Raw genomic sequence first — 16,609 nt, 5'->3', positions numbered from 1 at the left:
AGCGCGCCGCGGCCGATGCCGGACTGCATCCGGACGGCGACCGCCGCCCTTCGGATCAACCGGCGCTCGGCTCCCCCTCCGGCACGACCACGACCTGGTACTCGTCCTCGTAGACGATCCGGCCGGGATTCGCGGCCTCCAGACGGCGGCACTCCACTGCGTGCGCGGCGAGAAGCTCCAGGTACCCGTCCACGCGCCTGATGAGGTCCACCGCAGACGCCTTGAACCAGGCGACGGCACCGGGATGCACCTCAGGGGCGTACACCTGCGGATCGACATGGGTCGGGTTGGGGTAATTGGCGTCGTACCAGTCGTTGTTGGATCTCCAGAACCGGTACTGCTCCTCGGTCAGCTTGCCTTGTGCCGCGAGTTCATTGGCAAGGATGAAGACGCCGGGGAAATGCCCTCGCGGGTGCCGTTCGGTGCCCTGAAACCGCACGTACAACGCTTCGTCCATGAAGTGCTCCCCGTCACGCCGCGCTTCTCGCTCCGCGGTGGATCCTATGCGTTGCGAGCGCGCCCCTCGCATGCCCGAACGACCGTTTCACGGCATCGAGCTCCCCTTTCGGTTCTGGGCCCCTCGCCGGCCTCGGTCGCGTCGGCGAGGCGATCATCGTGGCCGAAGCCGATCCGCACCCCTGGACCGACCTCCGAGGTTCGACCGTACGGTGCTCGTGTCGATGGGCCGGATGCCATGATCGCTCAGTGGCCTCGCACCTCGGCACGCCACCCGGCAGTGCCGGGCCGTAACGCGACGGCGTGATCGACGGAAGGGACCGGCATGCGCAGACTCGTCCACTACATCGCCACCACTCTCGACGGCTTCATCGCGGGCCCGGACGGCGGCGATCCCAGCGGCCCCGACGGTTTCTGGCCCATACCGGAGGACTACATCCAGCACCTCGTGGCCGAGTACCCGGAGACGCTGCCCGTCCAGGCCCGGCAGGCCCTGTCCGTCACGGCGCGGGGGACGCACTTCGACACCGTGCTGGAGGGGCGGCGCAGTTACGAGATCGGTCTTGCGGCCGGCCTCACCGACGCCTATCCCCACCTGCGGCACCTGGTGTTCTCCCGGACCCTGACCCAGAGCCCGGACCCGGCCGTCGAACTGGTCGCCGACGACCCGGTGGCCACCGTGCGCGCACTCAAGCAGCAGGACGGCAAGGACATCTGGCTGCTGGGCGGCGCCGAGCTCGCGGGCTCCCTGTACGCCGAGATCGACACGCTCATCCTCAAAGTCGCCCCGCTGACCATCGGCGACGGGATCCCGCTGTTCTCCCGCAAGGCCGCCTTCGACCCGCGCACCTGGACCCTCGCAGATCACACCGTCCTCGACAGCGGCGCGGTGTTCCTCACCTACACGCGCGCCGGCAGCTGAACGCTCCGGACGGGCGGCGCGTGCGAAAGACCGGACGCGGGCGCGCTCGGAGGGTCACGCAGGCACCGCCGTGCCGCATGCCAGGGCCGTGGCGAGGGCGGTCGACGGAACGATCAGGGTGACGGGTTCGACGTGTGCCGCGATGCGCGGTGGCCGCGAGCGCCCCGTGCTCACGTCCCGGTGGCGGGCTCGGAAGGGATGCCGCGCCGCCGGCCGGTGACCTTGGAGGAGGGGAGGCGTCCGGCCCTGGACGTGCCGGTGAGGGTGTCGCCGTCGAGCGTCACGTCGAAGGCCAGGTTCAGCCGCAGGGGCTTGGTGATGGCCTGCTTCCACGTCAGCCGGTCGCCGTCGAGGACGACCTCGGTCAGGGGAACCTCCTCGCCGGTCCCGTGGGCGGACCCGGTCAGGACGCCGTCGCGGCGGCCGATGTCGAGCACGGCCTCCACCCGGCCGATCGGGGTGGACATGGTCAGATCCCAGGTGCCTTCGGCGGACTGCATGATGCGTTGCTTCCTCACGGTGTGGTGCGGGACGAAACGGGTGCGGGGCGGGGCAGGAGGCGAGCCGGCCCGAGGCGGAGTCAGAACGGGGCGGGCACCGGTCCCCGCGCGCGCCAGACGACACCGCGCCGCTCGTGGGCGAACAGCTCCTCGACGGCGTGCGCGACGCGGGGACCCACCTCACGCTCCAGGAGGTACAGGCCGAGGTCGAGCCCGGAGGTGACGCTGCTGCCGGTGACGAGGTCGCCGTCGTCCACGACGCGGGCGTTCACCACATGGACGCCGGTGGCGTCCAGCAGGTCCAGGCCCAGGTGGTGAGAGGTGGCATGGCGCCCCTCCAGCAGCCCGGCCATGGCGAGAACCAGCGAGCCGCCGCACACCGTGGCGACCGTGACGTCCGGACGGGCCATCGCCGTCTTCAGCAGCGCGGGCAGTTCGGTGGTCAGGGTGCGGCCGAGCAGCACGGGAATGAACTCGTCCCGCTCCGCCTCGCCGGACCCCTCGTCCTCCTCGGGGACCTCGCCCGGTTCGCCGATGCGGCCCGAGGCGCCGGGTACCAGGACACAGCCCGGGCGTTCGGCGTCCAGGGCGGCCGTGGCGCGCAGCGCCAGCCCTCCCGTACCACTGACCACCTCACGGGCGCCCTCGGCCGAGACGAGCTCCACGCTCACCGCGCCGCCGGAGGCGACGCCGCCCGCGTACAGCACCTCGTAGGGGGCGATGACGTCGAGCGGGTCGAAACCGTCGAACAGAACGATCTGAACGTGCATGACACTTCCTCGCGGGTGACGTCGCAGCCGGTCCGGTGTCGGGCTGCGGACGTGCTCGACGCTATGCGGGCTCCGCCGTGCCTCCCAGCGGCAAAAGTGTCATCGTTCAACGGAAAATCGTCAGCGGCCCATCGAGGGCCGAGGCTTCGCCAAGCACCTGTTCACAGCGGGGTCCCGCGCGGGGCGAAGGCTGGTCCGCAACCTGGCGGGAAGCTGCTGTCCCGCCATCCGCGCCCTCCGCCGTACCCGCCCTGGACCAGGCGGTCCGGTCCGGTCGGCGCCCGGGCGGACCTCTCCGCAACCGGTTGCACGTGGACGGCGACGGCAGCGCCACCACGCGGGCGAGGAGGCCGGTCGGGTCGGCGATGACGGCCCGGCGCAGCACGGCGACCGTCCGGACGGTCAGCCCGCCCTGCGGACTGAGCGCGGTGACGGTGCCGGCGAGGGTGCGGACCGCGGAGAACCGTCCGGCGTCTTCTGCGCCGTGCACGCCGGTCACGCTCGCCTCCGCAACGGTCGGCGGCGGACCGTCTCCGCCGGCGCCCCGCCCACAAGGACGCTCCCTGGACCCTGTGCACGGCACAAGCGCATGGCTGTGCCTTCTGCGGCACAAGCGGATGCGGCTGGCGCCGAGCGCTCGCAACTGGAGGAACGACGCCCCTGGTGACGTCCGGCAGGGCTGCGGCCGGCCCTCAGGAAACCGGCCGCAGCCCCACACCACCACACGCGCACGAGAGCATTCCGTGCCACTACCGGCTCCCCCGCCTTCGCGGCCGCAGGCTCGCCCAACAGGGTGATCATGCGTGCAGCCCCGGCCGGAGGGGGGTTCCGGCCGGGGCTGCGGCCGTGATCGCAGGAGGGGCGGTCGCCTACGCGGCGAAAGGCATTGCAGGGCTTCAGCCGAACGATCGTCCCTGCAAGCAATAGGTGAGGCCCGGGGACACTGTCCCCTCCCACGACCACGCCTGTCACAACACAGCGTGCTGTGTGGATGTTCCCGCATCGGCTGGAGGACCGGGACCGCTCCCGGCCCCTCTCGTGGTGAGCGCGGGTGCGATGCGGGAGCCGGAGTCCCGGCCCCTGGGCCGCCGGCCGCCGGAGCGGTCCGACCGCCCGTGCCGGCTGACGGGCCGGCCGGGCACCGGAGCGGCCGGGGCCCGCATGGCCAGGTGCGTCGCCCTCAGGATCCGTACCCTTCGGGGGCCTCGGCCGCCTGTTCGGCGGCGCGGCTGACGTCCTCCCACGCGGCCCAGGTGTCCATCCGCTTCCGCGAGATGTCGAAGGCCGTGTCGTACGCGAGGCCGCCGAGCAGCAGCCGCAGCGGTGGGTCCTCGCTGTCGACGAGCTTCATGAGGGCTTCCGCGGCCAGGTGGGGCAGGCTGTCCACGGACGCCTCGGCGAACTGCTTCTCCAGCTCGGCGCGCAGCGGGGCATAGGCGTCCAGGGGCCGGGTGGTCCTCAGGCCGGTGGTGTAGAGATCGGTCCAGTAGCCGCCGGGTTCGACGATGGTGAGCTTGACGCCGAAGGCGGCGGCCTCGGCGGCCAGGGCCTCGCTCATGCCTTCCAGAGCGAACTTGCTGGCGCTGTACATGCCGGTGAGGGCGAATCCGCCGAGTGCGCCGATGCTGGAGATCTGCACGATGTGTCCGGACCCCTGGGCGCGCAGGTGGGGCAGCACGGCCTGGCTGACCCACAGTGCGCCGAAGAAGTTGGTGTCCATCTGGGCACGGGCCAGGACCTCGTCGAATTCCTCGATCATTCCCATGGCGAGGAAGCCCGCGTTGTTCACGACGATGTCCAGGCGGCCGAAGTGCCGGACGGCGGTGTCGACGGCGGTGTGCACCGCCGCGCGATCGGTGACGTCCAGGGGGAGGACGAGCAGGCGGTCGTCGTGCTCGTCGGCGAGCGGCTGCAGCGCGGCGGGAGTGCGGGCGGCGGCTACGACGCGGTCACCGGCGGCGAGGGCGGCTTCGGTGAACGCCCGGCCCAGTCCCCGGCCGGCCCCGGTGATGAACCAGACCCGGCCGTCGGTCCGGGCCGCGGTGGGAGCGGCAGGCGCGGCGGTCATGGGGTGCCTCCTGGCGGACGAGCGGGAACCTGGACGTGACGAGACGGATCGTCTCGCTCCATCGAGACGCCACCGTAGCCCGATCACCGCCGCTTCACAAGACGGTTCGTCTCGCCTTTTTTCTTACGGCGGTTGCACCGCGAGGGCCCGCTCACCTCCGGGTTCGCCGACGCCGTCGCCGAGACCGTCCTCGACGGACTGCGCCCGCGCCCGCCTTCCGCCGCGAGCCCGCCGGACTCGTGCGAGCCTGAACGGTGGCGGCAGAGGAGATCCCGGGTGAGGAAGGCACGGCCCCTGGGGCCGCCCCCACGTGGCTCAGCGCGTGCATGGCCCGCGCTCGACGTGTGAACCAGCGGGACCGGACCGGAGGAGTCCCCAGACGTTGCGGACATGAGGGGCATACGGGAAGACGGGCTCGCAGGCATGGACTCGCTCGGTGCTCATACTCGTGACGGTGGCCGGCGACAGACCGGCGGCGGAGCCGAGGAACGGCTCCGCCGCGGGCACGAAGCCCCCGCTCGACAGGCCGTGCAGGTACAGGGCGGGCAGCACCTCGGCGATCCTCGGGGACCTGCGGCAGCACGGGGGCGGGATCTTGGAGGTGTACCGCTTGCGCGCGCCGGTGGCCTCGTCGACGCGGCGGTCGTTCACGCACGGGGCGGCGGCCTCGATGGGTCGGCGGCGGTGGCCGCGGTGCGGGGCTGGTGGTGGCCGCTGCGGACCACCAGGCGGCGATCGTTCTCGTCCTTCTCCGCGGCGGGATCGGCTGCGTACCGGTCGACCTCGGCCTCCAGGGCGGCCGGGTCGCCTTCTACGGCGGCCACGGCGAGGAGCGGGACCGGCTCGCCCACGGAGAGCTCACCGAAGCATCCGTCGAGCAGACGGACGTCGGCCTGCTCGCCCTGCCCGATGACCCTGCCCCGATCCCCTCACCCCGGGGTGGGACCCGCGGGTCCCACTGCTCGGCACGAGCAGGCGGCCCGGCTTGCGCTCGGTGTCACCGTCGGGCCGCTTCTGGGCATCGGAGTTGGCTGTCCGGAGCCACGTACCGCGCTCAGTCACACCGGATTCGCCCCGGCCTCCTGGGCTTGCCGAAACGGTCGGCCACTCGCACCGGAGTCCGGTGCGAGTGACCCGAACGGCGTGGGAGCATCCGTGTCGGCGACTGCCGCACGCTGCTCGAGGCCACGGTCGGCTGCTTTGCCGGCTCCTCGTAGCCGAAGGTGATGGCCGAGTGGGCTTTGAGATCCACCAGAACGGACGTTCCCTGCACTGCTCATCCGTCAAACGTCCCCATGCCGTCTTCGCCGCACTCTGTCCGGCGACGTTCCGCCATCTCGATGAGCTCGGCCTGAAAGGCCGTCGGGCGACGCCTTGAGCCGGATCAGGCGGTGTTCGAGTGCCGGTGCCCAGCCGGCTTTCACCGACGAGCGGCCAGTACTGCCGCGAGGCCCTCTCGCAGGTCTTTGACGAAATACTCGGGAACCTCCAGCGACGGGAAGTGTCCGCCGGCTTCGGGGGACCTCCATCGGACGATCTGCCGGTAGCGCGCCTGGGCCCAGGGGCGCGGGCACTTCTCGATGTTGCGGGGATACATGGTGATTGCTGTCGGGACGTCGACTCGGAGATCCGGGTCGAGCGAGTTGTGGCTTTCGTAGTAGATGCGGGCCGCCGATGCGCCGGTCCGGGTCAGCCAGTACAGGGTGACGTCGTCGAGTACGCGGTCTTTGGAGATCGTCTCGAACGGGCTGTCCTCGGTGTCGGACCACTCGGCGAACTTGTCGAGGATCCAGGCAAGGAGCCCGACCGGTGAGTCGACGAGCGAGTAGCCGATGGTCTGCGGTCCGGTCGCCTGCTGCTTCGCGTAGGCCGTGCGGTGGCGTGCGAAATCGCGGGTTTCCTCGGTCCATTCGCGCTCGGCCGCCGTCAGCCCGTCCATGGTCAGTCCGGGCGGTGCCTCCGCGAACGTCGTGTGGATGCCGAGAACGTGCGCCGGGAACCTGCCGCCGAGAAGGGTGGTGACAACACCTCCCCAGTCTCCGCCGTGGGCCGCGAACCTGTCGTAGCCGAGCCGTCCCATCAGTTCCACCCATGCGGCCGCGATCTTCTCGGTTCCCCACCCGGTGGCGGCCGGCTTGTCGCTGTAACCGAAGCCTGGCAGCGACGGGACCACGACGTGGAACGCCGGCGCGTCCGCATCGTCCGGATCCGCCAGCTCGTCCACGACGTCGACGAACTCGGCGATGCTGCCCGGCCAGCCGTGCGTCAGGATCAGAGGAGTGGCGTCCGCGCGCGCGGACCGGCGGTGCAGGAAGTGGATTCCCAGGTCATCGATGGTCGTGCGGAACTGGCCGATCCGGTTGAGGCGTTCCTCGAACGACCGCCAGTCGTACCCGGAGCGCCAGTAGTCCACGACATCGACGAGGTCGGCGAGCGGAACACCCTGTTCCCACCGGCGGGGGCCGGGCGCGGCTCCATGGACCGTCTCGGCCTCCGGTAACCGCGCCGCGGCCAATCGCGCGCGCAGATCGTCGAGGTCGGCGTCGGTTGCGCGGGCTTCGAACGCCTGCACGTCGCTGGTCGAACGGGGCATGGGACCTCCTGACCATCGTGGAACCGGCTGCGATCCCTCAACTTCATACCGGTGCACGTCCCGCATATTCATCGCTTGGTGACAGCGGTGACACACCACAGCTCTCACATCAGGACAGTGCCCCCGCCCACCGACGCAGCCGCAGGGTTCAGAGGTTCCGCTGGGCTGCCGCGCGGCGCTGCCGCTTGCCCAGTGGCGCCTGGGACAGGTCCTCGGCCTGGGACCTGAGGTTCTTGTAACCATAGCCGCGCTCGGTCAGCCACGCCTTCGCCGCCTCTTCGGCGCGTTCGGACGCCTCCAGGATGTCCTCCTCTTCCTCCCCGGAATCCAGGAACCGGAAGGTGAAGGCGGATCGCGCTGCCAGGTCGTAACTGAGGTGCCCCTCGGGCGTGAAGGCCGCGCGCAGAACATCGTGCTCTGCGGCGCGGGCCAGGAGCTCTGCACGCTGATCGGTGCTGAGTCCGTCGAAGACACCGCGGACGGTGATACGGAAGGTCCGGTTACTCATCCCGCGACACTAACCAGTGAGGTCGGCCGGGCTCCACCGATATTTCCAGCGGAGACGACGACACCGTCCGCCGGGCAGGACCGTCGTGGAGGACGGTTCGGGCGATCATGACGATGGCCGCCGCGGCCAGGGCGGCGAGGGTCCAGAAGGGGCCGCGCCAGCCCATGAGCCGGCCGGCGAAGGCGCCCAGCGGCACGCCGACGACGTTGGCGAGCATGGCGCCGGCCCCGACCAGGCCGAGGGCGCGGGCGCTCGCGGCCGGTCCCGCGGCGCGGGTGGCGGCCACGTTGGCCACGGCCCAGAACGCCCCGGTGGCGATCGCCGTCACGAAGCGGGCCACGAGCAGCAGGGTGAAGCCGGAGCCGACGGCGACGACCACGTGCCCGACGGCGAAGACGCCCAGGGCGAGCATCAGGGTCAGCCGCGTGGAAAACCGCAGCGTGAGCATCGCCGTCAGCGGCGCGCCGACGATCGTCCCGACGGCGAAGACCGTGATCAGAAGGCCGGTCCGGGCGACACTGACGTGCAGGTCTCCTGCGATCTCGGGCAGCAGGCCGGCCATGACGAACTCGGTGGTGCCCATCAGGAACGTGCCCAGTGCAAGCACGTACACGACGAGCGGAAGCCGGGCGGCGGACGCCTGCCGGGGCCGGCCGGCCCGTACGCCGCCGGGGGCGGGGAGGGTCCCTCCTCGCGTACTCAAGGTTCATCTCCGTGGGGTCGTGACCGGGGTACGTGTCCCAGGAGACCGGCAGCTTCGCGGGTGGAGAAGGTCGCGTTCATAGGGGGTACAAGCTCGACCTCCCTCCGCGCCCCTCGCTGGCTACCGTGGAACACATGGACGACCAGCACGGCCACCGCGCGGAGATCCGGGACTTCCTCGCCGGCCGCCGCGCCAGGATCACCCCGGAGCAGGCCGGGCTGCCCACCAGCGGCCGGCGCCGCGTCCCGGGGCTGCGGCGCGAGGAAGTCGCCGTGCTGGCCGGGGTGAGCACCGAGTGGTACACCCGGCTGGAGAAAGGGCACATCAGCGGCGTGTCCGAAGATGTCCTGGCCGCGGTCGCCCAGGCCCTGCAGCTGGACGAGGACGAACGCACCTACCTGTTCGACCTGGCCCGCGCCGCCCGGCACGCCCGCCGCACGCCGTCGCGTCGCAGGGACGTCGAGACCCCGCCCCGCATCCAGTGGCTGCTCGACTCCGTCACGATGTCCGCCGCTTTCGTACGCAACGGCCGCCTGGACGTCGTTGCCACCAATCCGCTGGCCCGGACCCTGCACGCGCCGATGTTCGACAGTCCCACCACCGACAGGCGCGGCCGCGCCGACTTCGCCCGCTACCACTTCCTCGACCCCGGCTCACAGGACTTCTTCACCGACTGGGAGGCCGGCGCCGCCGCCACCGTCGCGTTGCTGCGGGCCGAGGCCGGGCGTGAACCGCATGACCGGGCCCTGCGCGAGCTGATCGGCGAGCTGTCCACCCTCAGTGCCGACTTCCGCACCATGTGGGCCGCGCTCGACGTCCGTATCCGCCACGAGGGCGTCAAACGCCTGCAGCACCCCGAGGTCGGCACCCTGGAGCTGACCTACCAGTCCCTGGACCTGCCCGTGTCGCAGCGAGCCGTGCACGACCTGAGTCTCTACACCGCCGAACCGGGCAGCACCTCCGAGGACCGCCTCAGGCTCCTCGCGAGCCTGGCGGCGACCCGCTCCCGGGCGGCAGAGCCCACTGACCGACTCGGCTGAGCGGCCTGTCGCCCAGGCCGCCCTGATGCCCGAAGGGTGTTCTGGCGCCCGGACCGCGCTGGAGGCGTCGGAGAACACGGGCGCTTCCCGACCCCGCGCACTTATGCCTTCTTCGCGCGCTTCTCACGCTTTTGCGTGCTGTCCTTCTCGAGCCGCGCGGTGGCCTCCAGCATCTCCGCGGCCACGGAAGCGAGCGCCTCTGCGGTGAGGAAGCCCTCCGCAAGGGGGACGCCTCCCTGTGCGCGGAGCGCGTCCTTCAGTTCCTTCGCCCACCGGTGCTCGAGGAGGAGGAAGCCCGCCGCGGTGCCCGGCTCAAGCGCGTCGGCCAGTTCTCGGATGTCCTCCGGGCCGAGGCCGAAGGGCCGCCCCGGCGCCAGGGAGGGAAAGACCCTCTCCGCCTCCTTCAGACTGCCGGCCTCCAGCCCGAGCAGTGCGCCGACCGTGTCGCCCATGCCCTCCGCCTGATAGTCGAGGGCAACGAGATCGCCCTCGGCGCTCTTCTGCACGGCCAGCAGGTCCAGCACGCGGATCTGGTCCTTGGCCGTGAGCTCCTCCAGCTCCTCGATGATCCGCCCTTCGAACGCCGCGTCCGGTCCGAAAGCGACCGCCAGCAGTTGAACGGGACCCATCTCGGACATGACGGCATCCTCCTTCGCCGGGTTGGTTCCATTGGGCGGCCCGTTCCCTTGGGACGCATCCTCCGCAGCGGGTGAGGAGCGTGCGCCGGAGGCCACCGGGCGCCCCGGCATCAAGGTGATGCACGCGCCGTTGAAGAGGCCGAACCGCTGTGACGAGCACTGAACCACCCCTGCCGGGTGAGGCTGCTGCCATGGGACGGGGTGATCTGGCCGATGCACTCCGATCGAGCACGCACCAGCCGATCAGCCGTGCCAGCTGGGAGGAGCGGCGAACGGCGGTGGCCGACGACCGGGCGGAACGCATAACGGACTTCATCCGACCCTCGAGGGCCGAGCCGGGCACGACGGTGTGTCCGCCCGAGGACTTCGACCCCGGCCGCAAGGCGGGCGTCTTCAGGAAGGGAGACGGCGTCGAGCCGCTGCGCAGCGGGACCGACCTGCTCGCCGACCGTCAGCGCAGGCCGACCGCCCAGGTCAAGCGCCGACAAGCCGTCACCGACCTCGTCAACGACTACCGTCGCGAACGACTGTCGTCGCGCAGGCTGACCACCGGAGAAACCGGAGCCTGGGGTGACGGGCTTCAGCTCGGCCCCGGCGGGCGCTTCGCCTGTTCCGGGCGGCGGGCTGCACCAGCAGGTTGCCGAGGCGATCGCGACGCCGTTCTCCTCCTCGCACTCGGTCGGAATCCGGACCGCCGGGTCCGGTCCGAGCGAGCAGGTGCTCTCCGCGTACGTGGGGAGGTGGCTGGTCAGGGCGGTAGGAGACCGGTGGGTCTCCGCGTCGGCGGGAAGCGGCCGGTGGTACGGACTCCAGCGGCGTGCCCGCCGGCGTGCCGGCGCGGGCGCTGCCGTCCTGGCCCAAGGGGCCGGCCGCCTTCACCACCGGCCACACGCCCCACCACGGGGTGCGGCCGGGGGCGCGGTGCCGGGTGGCGGCTTCGGTCGCTTCGGTCGCTGTGGCGTGCGGGCTGTGTACCGCCCGCCGAACGGGGCGCCGGGTGGGGGCCGTGCGGTTCGTGCCGTACGGGCAGTGCGTATACCCGCACCACCGGCGCCGACTGCACGGCTCCGACCTCCACCGCCCGAGCGAGCAGCTGGACGTGGCGGCCTGCCGGACATCGGCCGCGCCCGGCGGCTGTGGCCCGCCCTCGCCCGCCGGGCCGCGGCCCGAGGACACAGTCCCGCAGCAGGCGTTCGCGTCGGCCCACGTGGTAATCGTGTGGTGGTGGCAGGCGTCGCACCGGCCGGACGAACTGATCCGGCCCACCCGCACGGCCGCCCTCGCCCGCGACCACGGCTGGCACGGTGGCGGGCAGGCCGGGCCCACTGCTCGGCGCCGACCACACCAACCCCTGCAGACCCGGACCGGGGCTGATCGTGCAGGCTCACCGACACGCGGCCGGAGCCGCGTGGTCGTCCCTCGGAAGCCGACCAGTTCCGGGAAGAGGGCCTCGATGTCGAAAGGGCGCGGGGGCGTGGTCCTCGTCATGGCCGCGACCTCACTGATCTCGGCGTTCCGGGGTCTGCCGAGGGCAGGGCCGGTTCCATGAGGAAGCCGTCGAGCCCTCACGGCCGGTGTGCCGGCGCAGGCGGTGGTTCGGGCGGGCCGGGATGCCGGGCCGGTAGCACAGCGATCTCGCCACCGGCAGGCGAGCAGTGCCGCGGCCAGGCACCTCGACCGTCGGGGTGGTCCCGCGTCGGGCGGATCGGTGGGGCTTGTCAGCCGGCCGACGGGGTGAGGCTGGTGCGGTCGAACGGGCCGCCGTGCGCGGCGGCGTACGCGACGGCGTCGTTGACGGCGTCGAGGCCGAACGACCGGACCCGTTCGGGGGCGAGGTCCAGGGCGCCCGAGGCGAGGAGCCGGACGATGCCGACGTTGGCCGTGCGCGGGTACATCCACTGTCCGCGCACGGTGACCGAGTTGCGCATGATCCAGGGGTAGGGCAGGGCGAGGTCGTCGCCGCCGAGCATGCCGACGCCGCCCATGAGGACGACGCGCCCGTACTCGCGCACGGTCATGGCCGCCGCGCGCGAAGCCGAACTGGGGGCGCTCGGCGGGAGCAGGTCGATCACCATGTCGACCGGGCCGTCGGCCGCCGCGGACATCGCCGCCCGGTCGGTGGCCTCGTCGCCGCTCAGCACGACCGGGCGCAGTCGCGCACCGAACCGGCCGGCCAGGAGGTCGAGCGCGGCCCGGTTGCGGCCCGGGGCGACCACGCGGCCCGCTCCCATCGCGAGGGCGACCGCGACCGCGCTGCTGCCGAGGTTGCCGGTGGCCCCGCTGACGAGCAGTGTCTCACCGGCCGCGAGCCCGCCCGCCAGCAGTCCGCCGTAGGAGATGGTGTGCACGGTGAGTGCGGCCCAGCGGGCCGGATCGTCCCCTGCCGCGGCGGGCAGCGGGAAGACGTTCTCCGTCGGCACCCGCATGAGTTCGGCGAACGCGCCGTCGTGCAGGTACTCGGCCAGCCGCCCGCCGCCCTCCCCGCGCGAGCTCCAGCCCTGGAGCGTGATGTCGGGGGTGAGGGCGTCGTCCCGCGAGCGCACCGTGGAGTCGCACCACACCAGGTCGCCGACGCGCAGCCGGGTGGCGTCCGGACCGAGGTGCACGATCCGTCCCACGCCGCCCGTACCGGGCACGACAGGAGGGACCAGGGGGTAGTTCCGCTCGCCGCCGAAGACCTCACCGGCGTAGGGCGCCACGCAGGCGGCGAGCACCTCGACCAGCACTTCACCGCCTCCGGGGTCGGGGTCGGGCACCTCCCGCACCGTGAGCGGGGCGCCGAACCGCGTCAGGACTGCTGCTCGCACGTGATGGCCTCCGTGTTCGTCCGTGCTCGTGGGATCGACACTAGGAACCGAACGGGCATGCGGGAAGCGACGATCAGGCATCCGTGGTATGCGTAGACCGCATGGACATCTCCAGCGCGGGGCTGCGGGTCCTGCGGCAGATCGCCGAGTCCGGCAGCTTCACCGCGGCGGCCGCCCGGCTCGGCTACACGCAGTCGGCCGTCTCACGCCAGGCCGCCGCCCTCGAACGCAGCGCGGGCACCACCCTGTTCGAACGCCGTCCGGACGGGGTACGGCTCACTCCCGCCGGCCTGACCCTGCTGCGGCACGCCCACACGGTCCTGGCCTCGCTCGCGGCGGCCGAGCGTGAACTCGCCGGCACCGCCCCGCACACCGGACCGGTACGGCTCGGGGCGGTCCCGAGCGCGGGCGCGGCGATCCTGCCGGCCGCACTCGCCCACCTCGCGGCCGCCGACCCGCAGATCACGGTCACCACCCGCGAGGGCACCACGCCCACCCTGACCCGGGCGCTGCGCGCGGGCTCGCTCGACCTCGCCGTGCTGACGTCCCGCCCGCCCCACCGGCCCTTCGACGGCGACGCGCCGCGCCTGCACGTCGAGACCGTCGCGGACACCGACCTGGTCGTGGCGGTGGCGTCGGCCGGAGAGTTCGCCGGACGCACCGCGGTGCACGTCGACGAACTGGTCGGCGCCGCGTGGATCGCCACCCCGTCGTCGAACTCCGAGCCGCTGCTCGGCGTCTGGCCCGGCCTGCCCGGACGGCCGCGCGTCAGCCACTCCGCGCGCGACTGGCTGACGAAGCTCCGACTGGTCGCCGGCGGCTTCGGCGTGACGACGGTACCGTCCCGGTTCGCACCGGTACTGCCGCCCGGGGTGAGGCTGCTGCACGTCGACGGCGCACCCCCCGAGATCCGCCGGATCCTCGTCGCGCGCCTCCCCGGCCGCCCCACCCCGGCGATCACGGCCGTCACCCAGGCGATCGCCTCGGTCCTCTGAACACCGCCAGACCCCACGCACCACCGCACGTCCCCCTCACGGACGGGACACCGCGGTCGGCCACGGCTGCCTGGCAGGACGCTCGTCGGCCCGGCTCACTGTCGTAGTACGGGCAGATTGAGCCGGACAGCAGCCCCAACCCGTCCGGGAGGTGCGTGAGCGGCCCGAAGGAGTCGGTGTGCGAGCCCTCGGCCCAGCAGTCGGCACCAGCGCTGATGCCGCACAGCAAGGTCCCCGCGGTCGAAGACCTCGCGCAGCAGCCGGTCCACGCCGTGCTCGCGCCAGACCGCCAGCAGGTTCGCGGTATTGCCCCCACCTGCGTAGATGACGTCCTGGGAGAGCAGGAACGTGCGCAGGGCGTCGTCGTCCTTCAACGCGGCCGAGGCCCGCCCCGGCTCCGGCCACGGCTGTTGGCGCTGTTCCCACACCCGAGACCGCGGGCGATTCCATGAGGCCGGGAGCGTTCTCAGCGCACCAGGAGACCGATGGCGACCGCCAGCCGTTCGAGGTAGGACTCCCTTGAGGTGACCTGGTGCTTGAGGCCGATCGATGCGCTGATCATCGTCTGTGCGACAGGGAGGGCCGCCTCTGGTCCTGACTCGACGGCGATCGCGTCTGTGATCAATACTTCGAAACGTCGCGGCGCGGTTTCGACGATCTCTCCGAGGATGTGGGGGTTGTCCTCGACGACCGTCGCGACATCGCGCGCCAGCGGGCCGATGTAGCGGCCCGCCCACTGGTCGAACGCTTCGAGGAGGCGCTCTGGAAGGGGGCGGTCGCCATCGGCCAGGACCTGTTCGACAGCGGTGATGTCGCGGTCCAAGACCTGGGTGACCGCGGCACGGAACAGAGTCTCCTTCGAGGAGAAGAGAAAGTAGAGCCCGGGCCGGGAGATGTGCGCCGCCCGCGCCACCTCCTCCATCGAGGTCTTCCGATAACCGAATCGCGCGAACGTGGCCATGGCGGACTCCAGAACCATGATTCGACGGTCGGTGTCAGCGGCTGTCGACGGCGAAGGGCCGGCGTCGGGACTGCTCATGGAGCGAGCATACGAGCGAGAATCACACTATACAAATTCAGTCTAGTGCGTATAGTCGCGCCATGGACGCCCGCAAACCCATATCCACGCCCTTCACCTCCTCCAGCACTGCGGACGAAGTACTGCAGGGCATCGACCTCACCGGCCTCCGTGCGATCGTGACCGGGGCGTCCTCCGGACTCGGCGCCGAAACGGCTCGTGCGCTGGCCTCGGCCGGGGCGGAGGTCACACTCGCCGTCCGAAACACGGCTGCGGGTGGCGTTGTCGCCGAAACAATCGGGAAGTCGACCGGGAGGATCCGCCCCCACGTCGTCCGGCTCGACCTCGCCGACAGGGCCTCCGTCGCGCGATGCGTCGACGCGTGGGACGGCCCGCTCCACCTGCTGATCAACAACGCCGGCGTGGTCACCGGCGGCCTCGAGCGGACGCAGGAGGGCTGGGAGCTGCAGTTCGCGACGAACCATCTCGGCCACTTCGCCCTGGCCACCGGCCTTCACCACGCCCTGGCCCGAGGAGCGGCCGACCGCGACGGAGCACGGATCGTCTCGGTCAGCTCGACGGCGCACATGCGGTCCGGCATCGACTTCGACGACCTGCACTTCGAGCGCCGCAGCTACGACCCGCAGATCGCCTACGCCCAGTCGAAGACGGCGAACTCCCTCTTCGCCGTCGAGGCGACCCACCGCTGGGCGTCCGACGGCATCGTCGCCAACGCGGTGAACCCCGGCGGTGTCGCGACCGGACTGCAGCGCAACTTCACACCGGAACAGAAGGCATCCCTCGACGCCGCCGAAGCCGCCGGAGTCTTCACCTATAAGACGGTCGAGCAGGGCGCCGCCACCAGCGTCGTCGCAGCCGTCGCCCCCGAGTTCGCCCACTCCGGCGGCCACTACCTCGACGATGCGCAAGAGGCCTGCACCGTGCCGAACGACGCCGACCTCGCGCAGCACCCGCACGGTGTCAAGGAATGGGCGCTCGACCCCGCCACCGCCAAGCGCCTCTGGAGCGTCTCGACCGACCTGCTCCGCGTCCGACCTCGCCCCGGCCCAGGTCCCGTAAGGCATACAGGTGGGACAGGTCGGCTGCTCGGACGTAGGGCGGCCCGGTGACGGCCGGGAACCGGCCGGTCACCCGGGTCGGGTACTGGTGCGGGCCTGGGGTGATGCCGTGCGGCCCCGGTCCGGCCCCGGTCCGGCCGGTACCGACAGGCCGGTGAGGCCGGCTGCCGGCAGACCGTCCCCGTCCCCGCAGGCCGGTTCGGGGTTCCCGCCGAGGAAGCCGCCCGACTGGTGCCGCCACAGCTTGGCGTAGGCGCCGCCCGCGGCGAGGAGTTCGCCGTGGGTGCCCTGCTCGACGATGTCTCCCTGGTCGAGGACGACGAGGCGGTCCATGCCGGCGACGGTGCTCAGGCGGTGGGCGACCACGAGGGCGGTGCGTCCGTCCATCAGCCGCCACAGAGCGTCCTGGACGAGCAGTTCGCTCTCCGAGTCCAGCGCGCTGGTGGCCTCGTCGAGCAGCAGGATCGGGGCGTCGCGCAGCAGGGCCCGGGCCAGGGCGACCCGCTGGCGCT

The 16,609-nt window shown here is 71.8% G+C and carries 15 protein-coding genes and 3 pseudogenes; 4 read left to right on the top strand and 14 right to left on the bottom strand.

All coding sequences use genetic code 11. The features are described from left to right. Positions 1-55: 55 nt before the first annotated feature. The gene (locus tag IE271_RS11745; RefSeq protein ID WP_190190196.1) at positions 56-457 is read right to left on the bottom strand and encodes a hypothetical protein; all 402 of its coding nucleotides are present in this window, start codon (positions 455-457) and stop codon (positions 56-58) included. Between the two features lie 324 nt (positions 458-781). On the opposite strand from IE271_RS11745, the gene IE271_RS11740 reads away from it, so the two are divergent. Beyond that, positions 782-1,378, top strand: coding sequence for a dihydrofolate reductase family protein (locus IE271_RS11740; protein ID WP_190190195.1), 597 nt, complete (start codon positions 782-784; stop codon positions 1,376-1,378). Between the two features lie 170 nt (positions 1,379-1,548). Here the strand turns inward: IE271_RS11740 and IE271_RS11735 are convergent, their stop codons facing one another. The 8 genes and pseudogenes from IE271_RS11735 to IE271_RS11695 form a co-directional block, all read right to left on the bottom strand. Then, positions 1,549-1,878, bottom strand: coding sequence for a hypothetical protein (locus tag IE271_RS11735; protein WP_190190194.1), 330 nt, complete (start codon positions 1,876-1,878; stop codon positions 1,549-1,551). A gap of 80 nt (positions 1,879-1,958) precedes the next feature. Further along, positions 1,959-2,648 (bottom strand): DJ-1/PfpI family protein, encoded by a 690-nt coding sequence (locus IE271_RS11730; RefSeq protein ID WP_190190193.1) that lies wholly within the window; start codon positions 2,646-2,648, stop codon positions 1,959-1,961. A 106-nt stretch (positions 2,649-2,754) separates the two neighbouring features. Beyond that, positions 2,755-3,147 (bottom strand): hypothetical protein, encoded by a 393-nt coding sequence (locus IE271_RS11725; RefSeq protein ID WP_190190192.1) that lies wholly within the window; start codon positions 3,145-3,147, stop codon positions 2,755-2,757. A 681-nt stretch (positions 3,148-3,828) separates the two neighbouring features. Beyond that, positions 3,829-4,716, bottom strand: coding sequence for an SDR family NAD(P)-dependent oxidoreductase (locus IE271_RS11720; RefSeq protein WP_190190191.1), 888 nt, complete (start codon positions 4,714-4,716; stop codon positions 3,829-3,831). 432 nt (positions 4,717-5,148) lie between these two features. Continuing rightward, positions 5,149-5,516: pseudogene (locus IE271_RS44320) on the bottom strand (IS256 family transposase); the annotation flags it as partial. Positions 5,517-6,136: 620 nt separating this feature from the next. Continuing rightward, complete coding sequence (locus IE271_RS11705; protein ID WP_190190188.1) at positions 6,137-7,309, bottom strand: epoxide hydrolase family protein; 1,173 nt, start codon at positions 7,307-7,309, stop codon at positions 6,137-6,139. Between the two features lie 148 nt (positions 7,310-7,457). Beyond that, positions 7,458-7,817, bottom strand: coding sequence for a DUF6204 family protein (locus IE271_RS11700; protein ID WP_190190187.1), 360 nt, complete (start codon positions 7,815-7,817; stop codon positions 7,458-7,460). After that, positions 7,810-8,520, bottom strand: a complete 711-nt coding sequence (locus IE271_RS11695; RefSeq protein WP_229919270.1) for an MFS transporter — start codon at positions 8,518-8,520, stop codon at positions 7,810-7,812. Before IE271_RS11695 ends, IE271_RS11700 begins: the two co-directional genes overlap by 8 nt. A gap of 134 nt (positions 8,521-8,654) precedes the next feature. On the opposite strand from IE271_RS11695, the gene IE271_RS11690 reads away from it, so the two are divergent. Beyond that, positions 8,655-9,560, top strand: coding sequence for a helix-turn-helix transcriptional regulator (locus tag IE271_RS11690; RefSeq protein ID WP_190190186.1), 906 nt, complete (start codon positions 8,655-8,657; stop codon positions 9,558-9,560). A gap of 101 nt (positions 9,561-9,661) precedes the next feature. On the opposite strand, the gene IE271_RS11685 is transcribed toward IE271_RS11690, so the two are convergent. Then, positions 9,662-10,198, bottom strand: a complete 537-nt coding sequence (locus IE271_RS11685) for a DUF1269 domain-containing protein (RefSeq protein WP_190190185.1) — start codon at positions 10,196-10,198, stop codon at positions 9,662-9,664. A 1,718-nt stretch (positions 10,199-11,916) separates the two neighbouring features. Then, a complete protein-coding gene (locus tag IE271_RS11680; protein WP_190190184.1) occupies positions 11,917-13,005 on the bottom strand; it encodes an alcohol dehydrogenase catalytic domain-containing protein in 1,089 nt (362 codons plus the stop codon). Positions 13,006-13,106: 101 nt separating this feature from the next. Here IE271_RS11680 and IE271_RS11675 point away from each other — a divergent pair, with 101 nt between their 5' ends. Beyond that, on the top strand, positions 13,107-14,000 hold the full coding sequence (locus tag IE271_RS11675) for a LysR family transcriptional regulator (RefSeq protein WP_190190183.1): 894 nt from the start codon (positions 13,107-13,109) through the stop codon (positions 13,998-14,000). 40 nt (positions 14,001-14,040) lie between these two features. Here IE271_RS11675 and IE271_RS44315 read toward each other — a convergent pair. Together IE271_RS44315 and IE271_RS11665 are read right to left on the bottom strand one after the other, a co-directional pair. After that, positions 14,041-14,551: pseudogene (locus tag IE271_RS44315) on the bottom strand (Type 1 glutamine amidotransferase-like domain-containing protein); the annotation flags it as partial. Next, on the bottom strand, positions 14,467-15,039 hold the full coding sequence (locus tag IE271_RS11665; protein WP_373308750.1) for a TetR/AcrR family transcriptional regulator: 573 nt from the start codon (positions 15,037-15,039) through the stop codon (positions 14,467-14,469). The pseudogene IE271_RS44315 and the gene IE271_RS11665, both read right to left, overlap by 85 nt. Before the next feature lie 62 nt (positions 15,040-15,101). Here IE271_RS11665 and IE271_RS11660 point away from each other — a divergent pair, with 62 nt between their 5' ends. Then, complete coding sequence (locus IE271_RS11660) at positions 15,102-16,148, top strand: SDR family NAD(P)-dependent oxidoreductase (protein ID WP_190190182.1); 1,047 nt, start codon at positions 15,102-15,104, stop codon at positions 16,146-16,148. Positions 16,149-16,166: 18 nt separating this feature from the next. Here IE271_RS11660 and IE271_RS11655 read toward each other — a convergent pair. Further along, a pseudogene (locus IE271_RS11655) lies at positions 16,167-16,609 on the bottom strand (ABC transporter ATP-binding protein); the annotation flags it as partial.

The sequence above is a fragment of the Streptomyces minutiscleroticus genome (assembly GCF_014650875.1).
GTDB lineage: Bacteria > Actinomycetota > Actinomycetes > Streptomycetales > Streptomycetaceae > Streptomyces > Streptomyces minutiscleroticus.
This window is presented reverse-complemented; position numbering and strand designations above follow the sequence as displayed.

Coding starts and splice junctions, on each gene's coding strand:
- IE271_RS11700 (WP_190190187.1), bottom strand. CDS start 7,817: ATGAGTAACCGGACCTTCCGTATCACCGTCCGCGGTGTCTTCGACGGA.
- IE271_RS11690 (WP_190190186.1), top strand. CDS start 8,655: ATGGACGACCAGCACGGCCACCGCGCGGAGATCCGGGACTTCCTCGCC.
- IE271_RS11665 (WP_373308750.1), bottom strand. CDS start 15,039: ATGAGCAGTCCCGACGCCGGCCCTTCGCCGTCGACAGCCGCTGACACC.
- IE271_RS11740 (WP_190190195.1), top strand. CDS start 782: ATGCGCAGACTCGTCCACTACATCGCCACCACTCTCGACGGCTTCATC.
- IE271_RS11730 (WP_190190193.1), bottom strand. CDS start 2,648: ATGCACGTTCAGATCGTTCTGTTCGACGGTTTCGACCCGCTCGACGTC.
- IE271_RS11735 (WP_190190194.1), bottom strand. CDS start 1,878: ATGCAGTCCGCCGAAGGCACCTGGGATCTGACCATGTCCACCCCGATC.
- IE271_RS11675 (WP_190190183.1), top strand. CDS start 13,107: ATGGACATCTCCAGCGCGGGGCTGCGGGTCCTGCGGCAGATCGCCGAG.
- IE271_RS11720 (WP_190190191.1), bottom strand. CDS start 4,716: ATGACCGCCGCGCCTGCCGCTCCCACCGCGGCCCGGACCGACGGCCGG.
- IE271_RS11745 (WP_190190196.1), bottom strand. CDS start 457: ATGGACGAAGCGTTGTACGTGCGGTTTCAGGGCACCGAACGGCACCCG.
- IE271_RS11685 (WP_190190185.1), bottom strand. CDS start 10,198: ATGTCCGAGATGGGTCCCGTTCAACTGCTGGCGGTCGCTTTCGGACCG.
- IE271_RS11660 (WP_190190182.1), top strand. CDS start 15,102: ATGGACGCCCGCAAACCCATATCCACGCCCTTCACCTCCTCCAGCACT.
- IE271_RS11705 (WP_190190188.1), bottom strand. CDS start 7,309: ATGCCCCGTTCGACCAGCGACGTGCAGGCGTTCGAAGCCCGCGCAACC.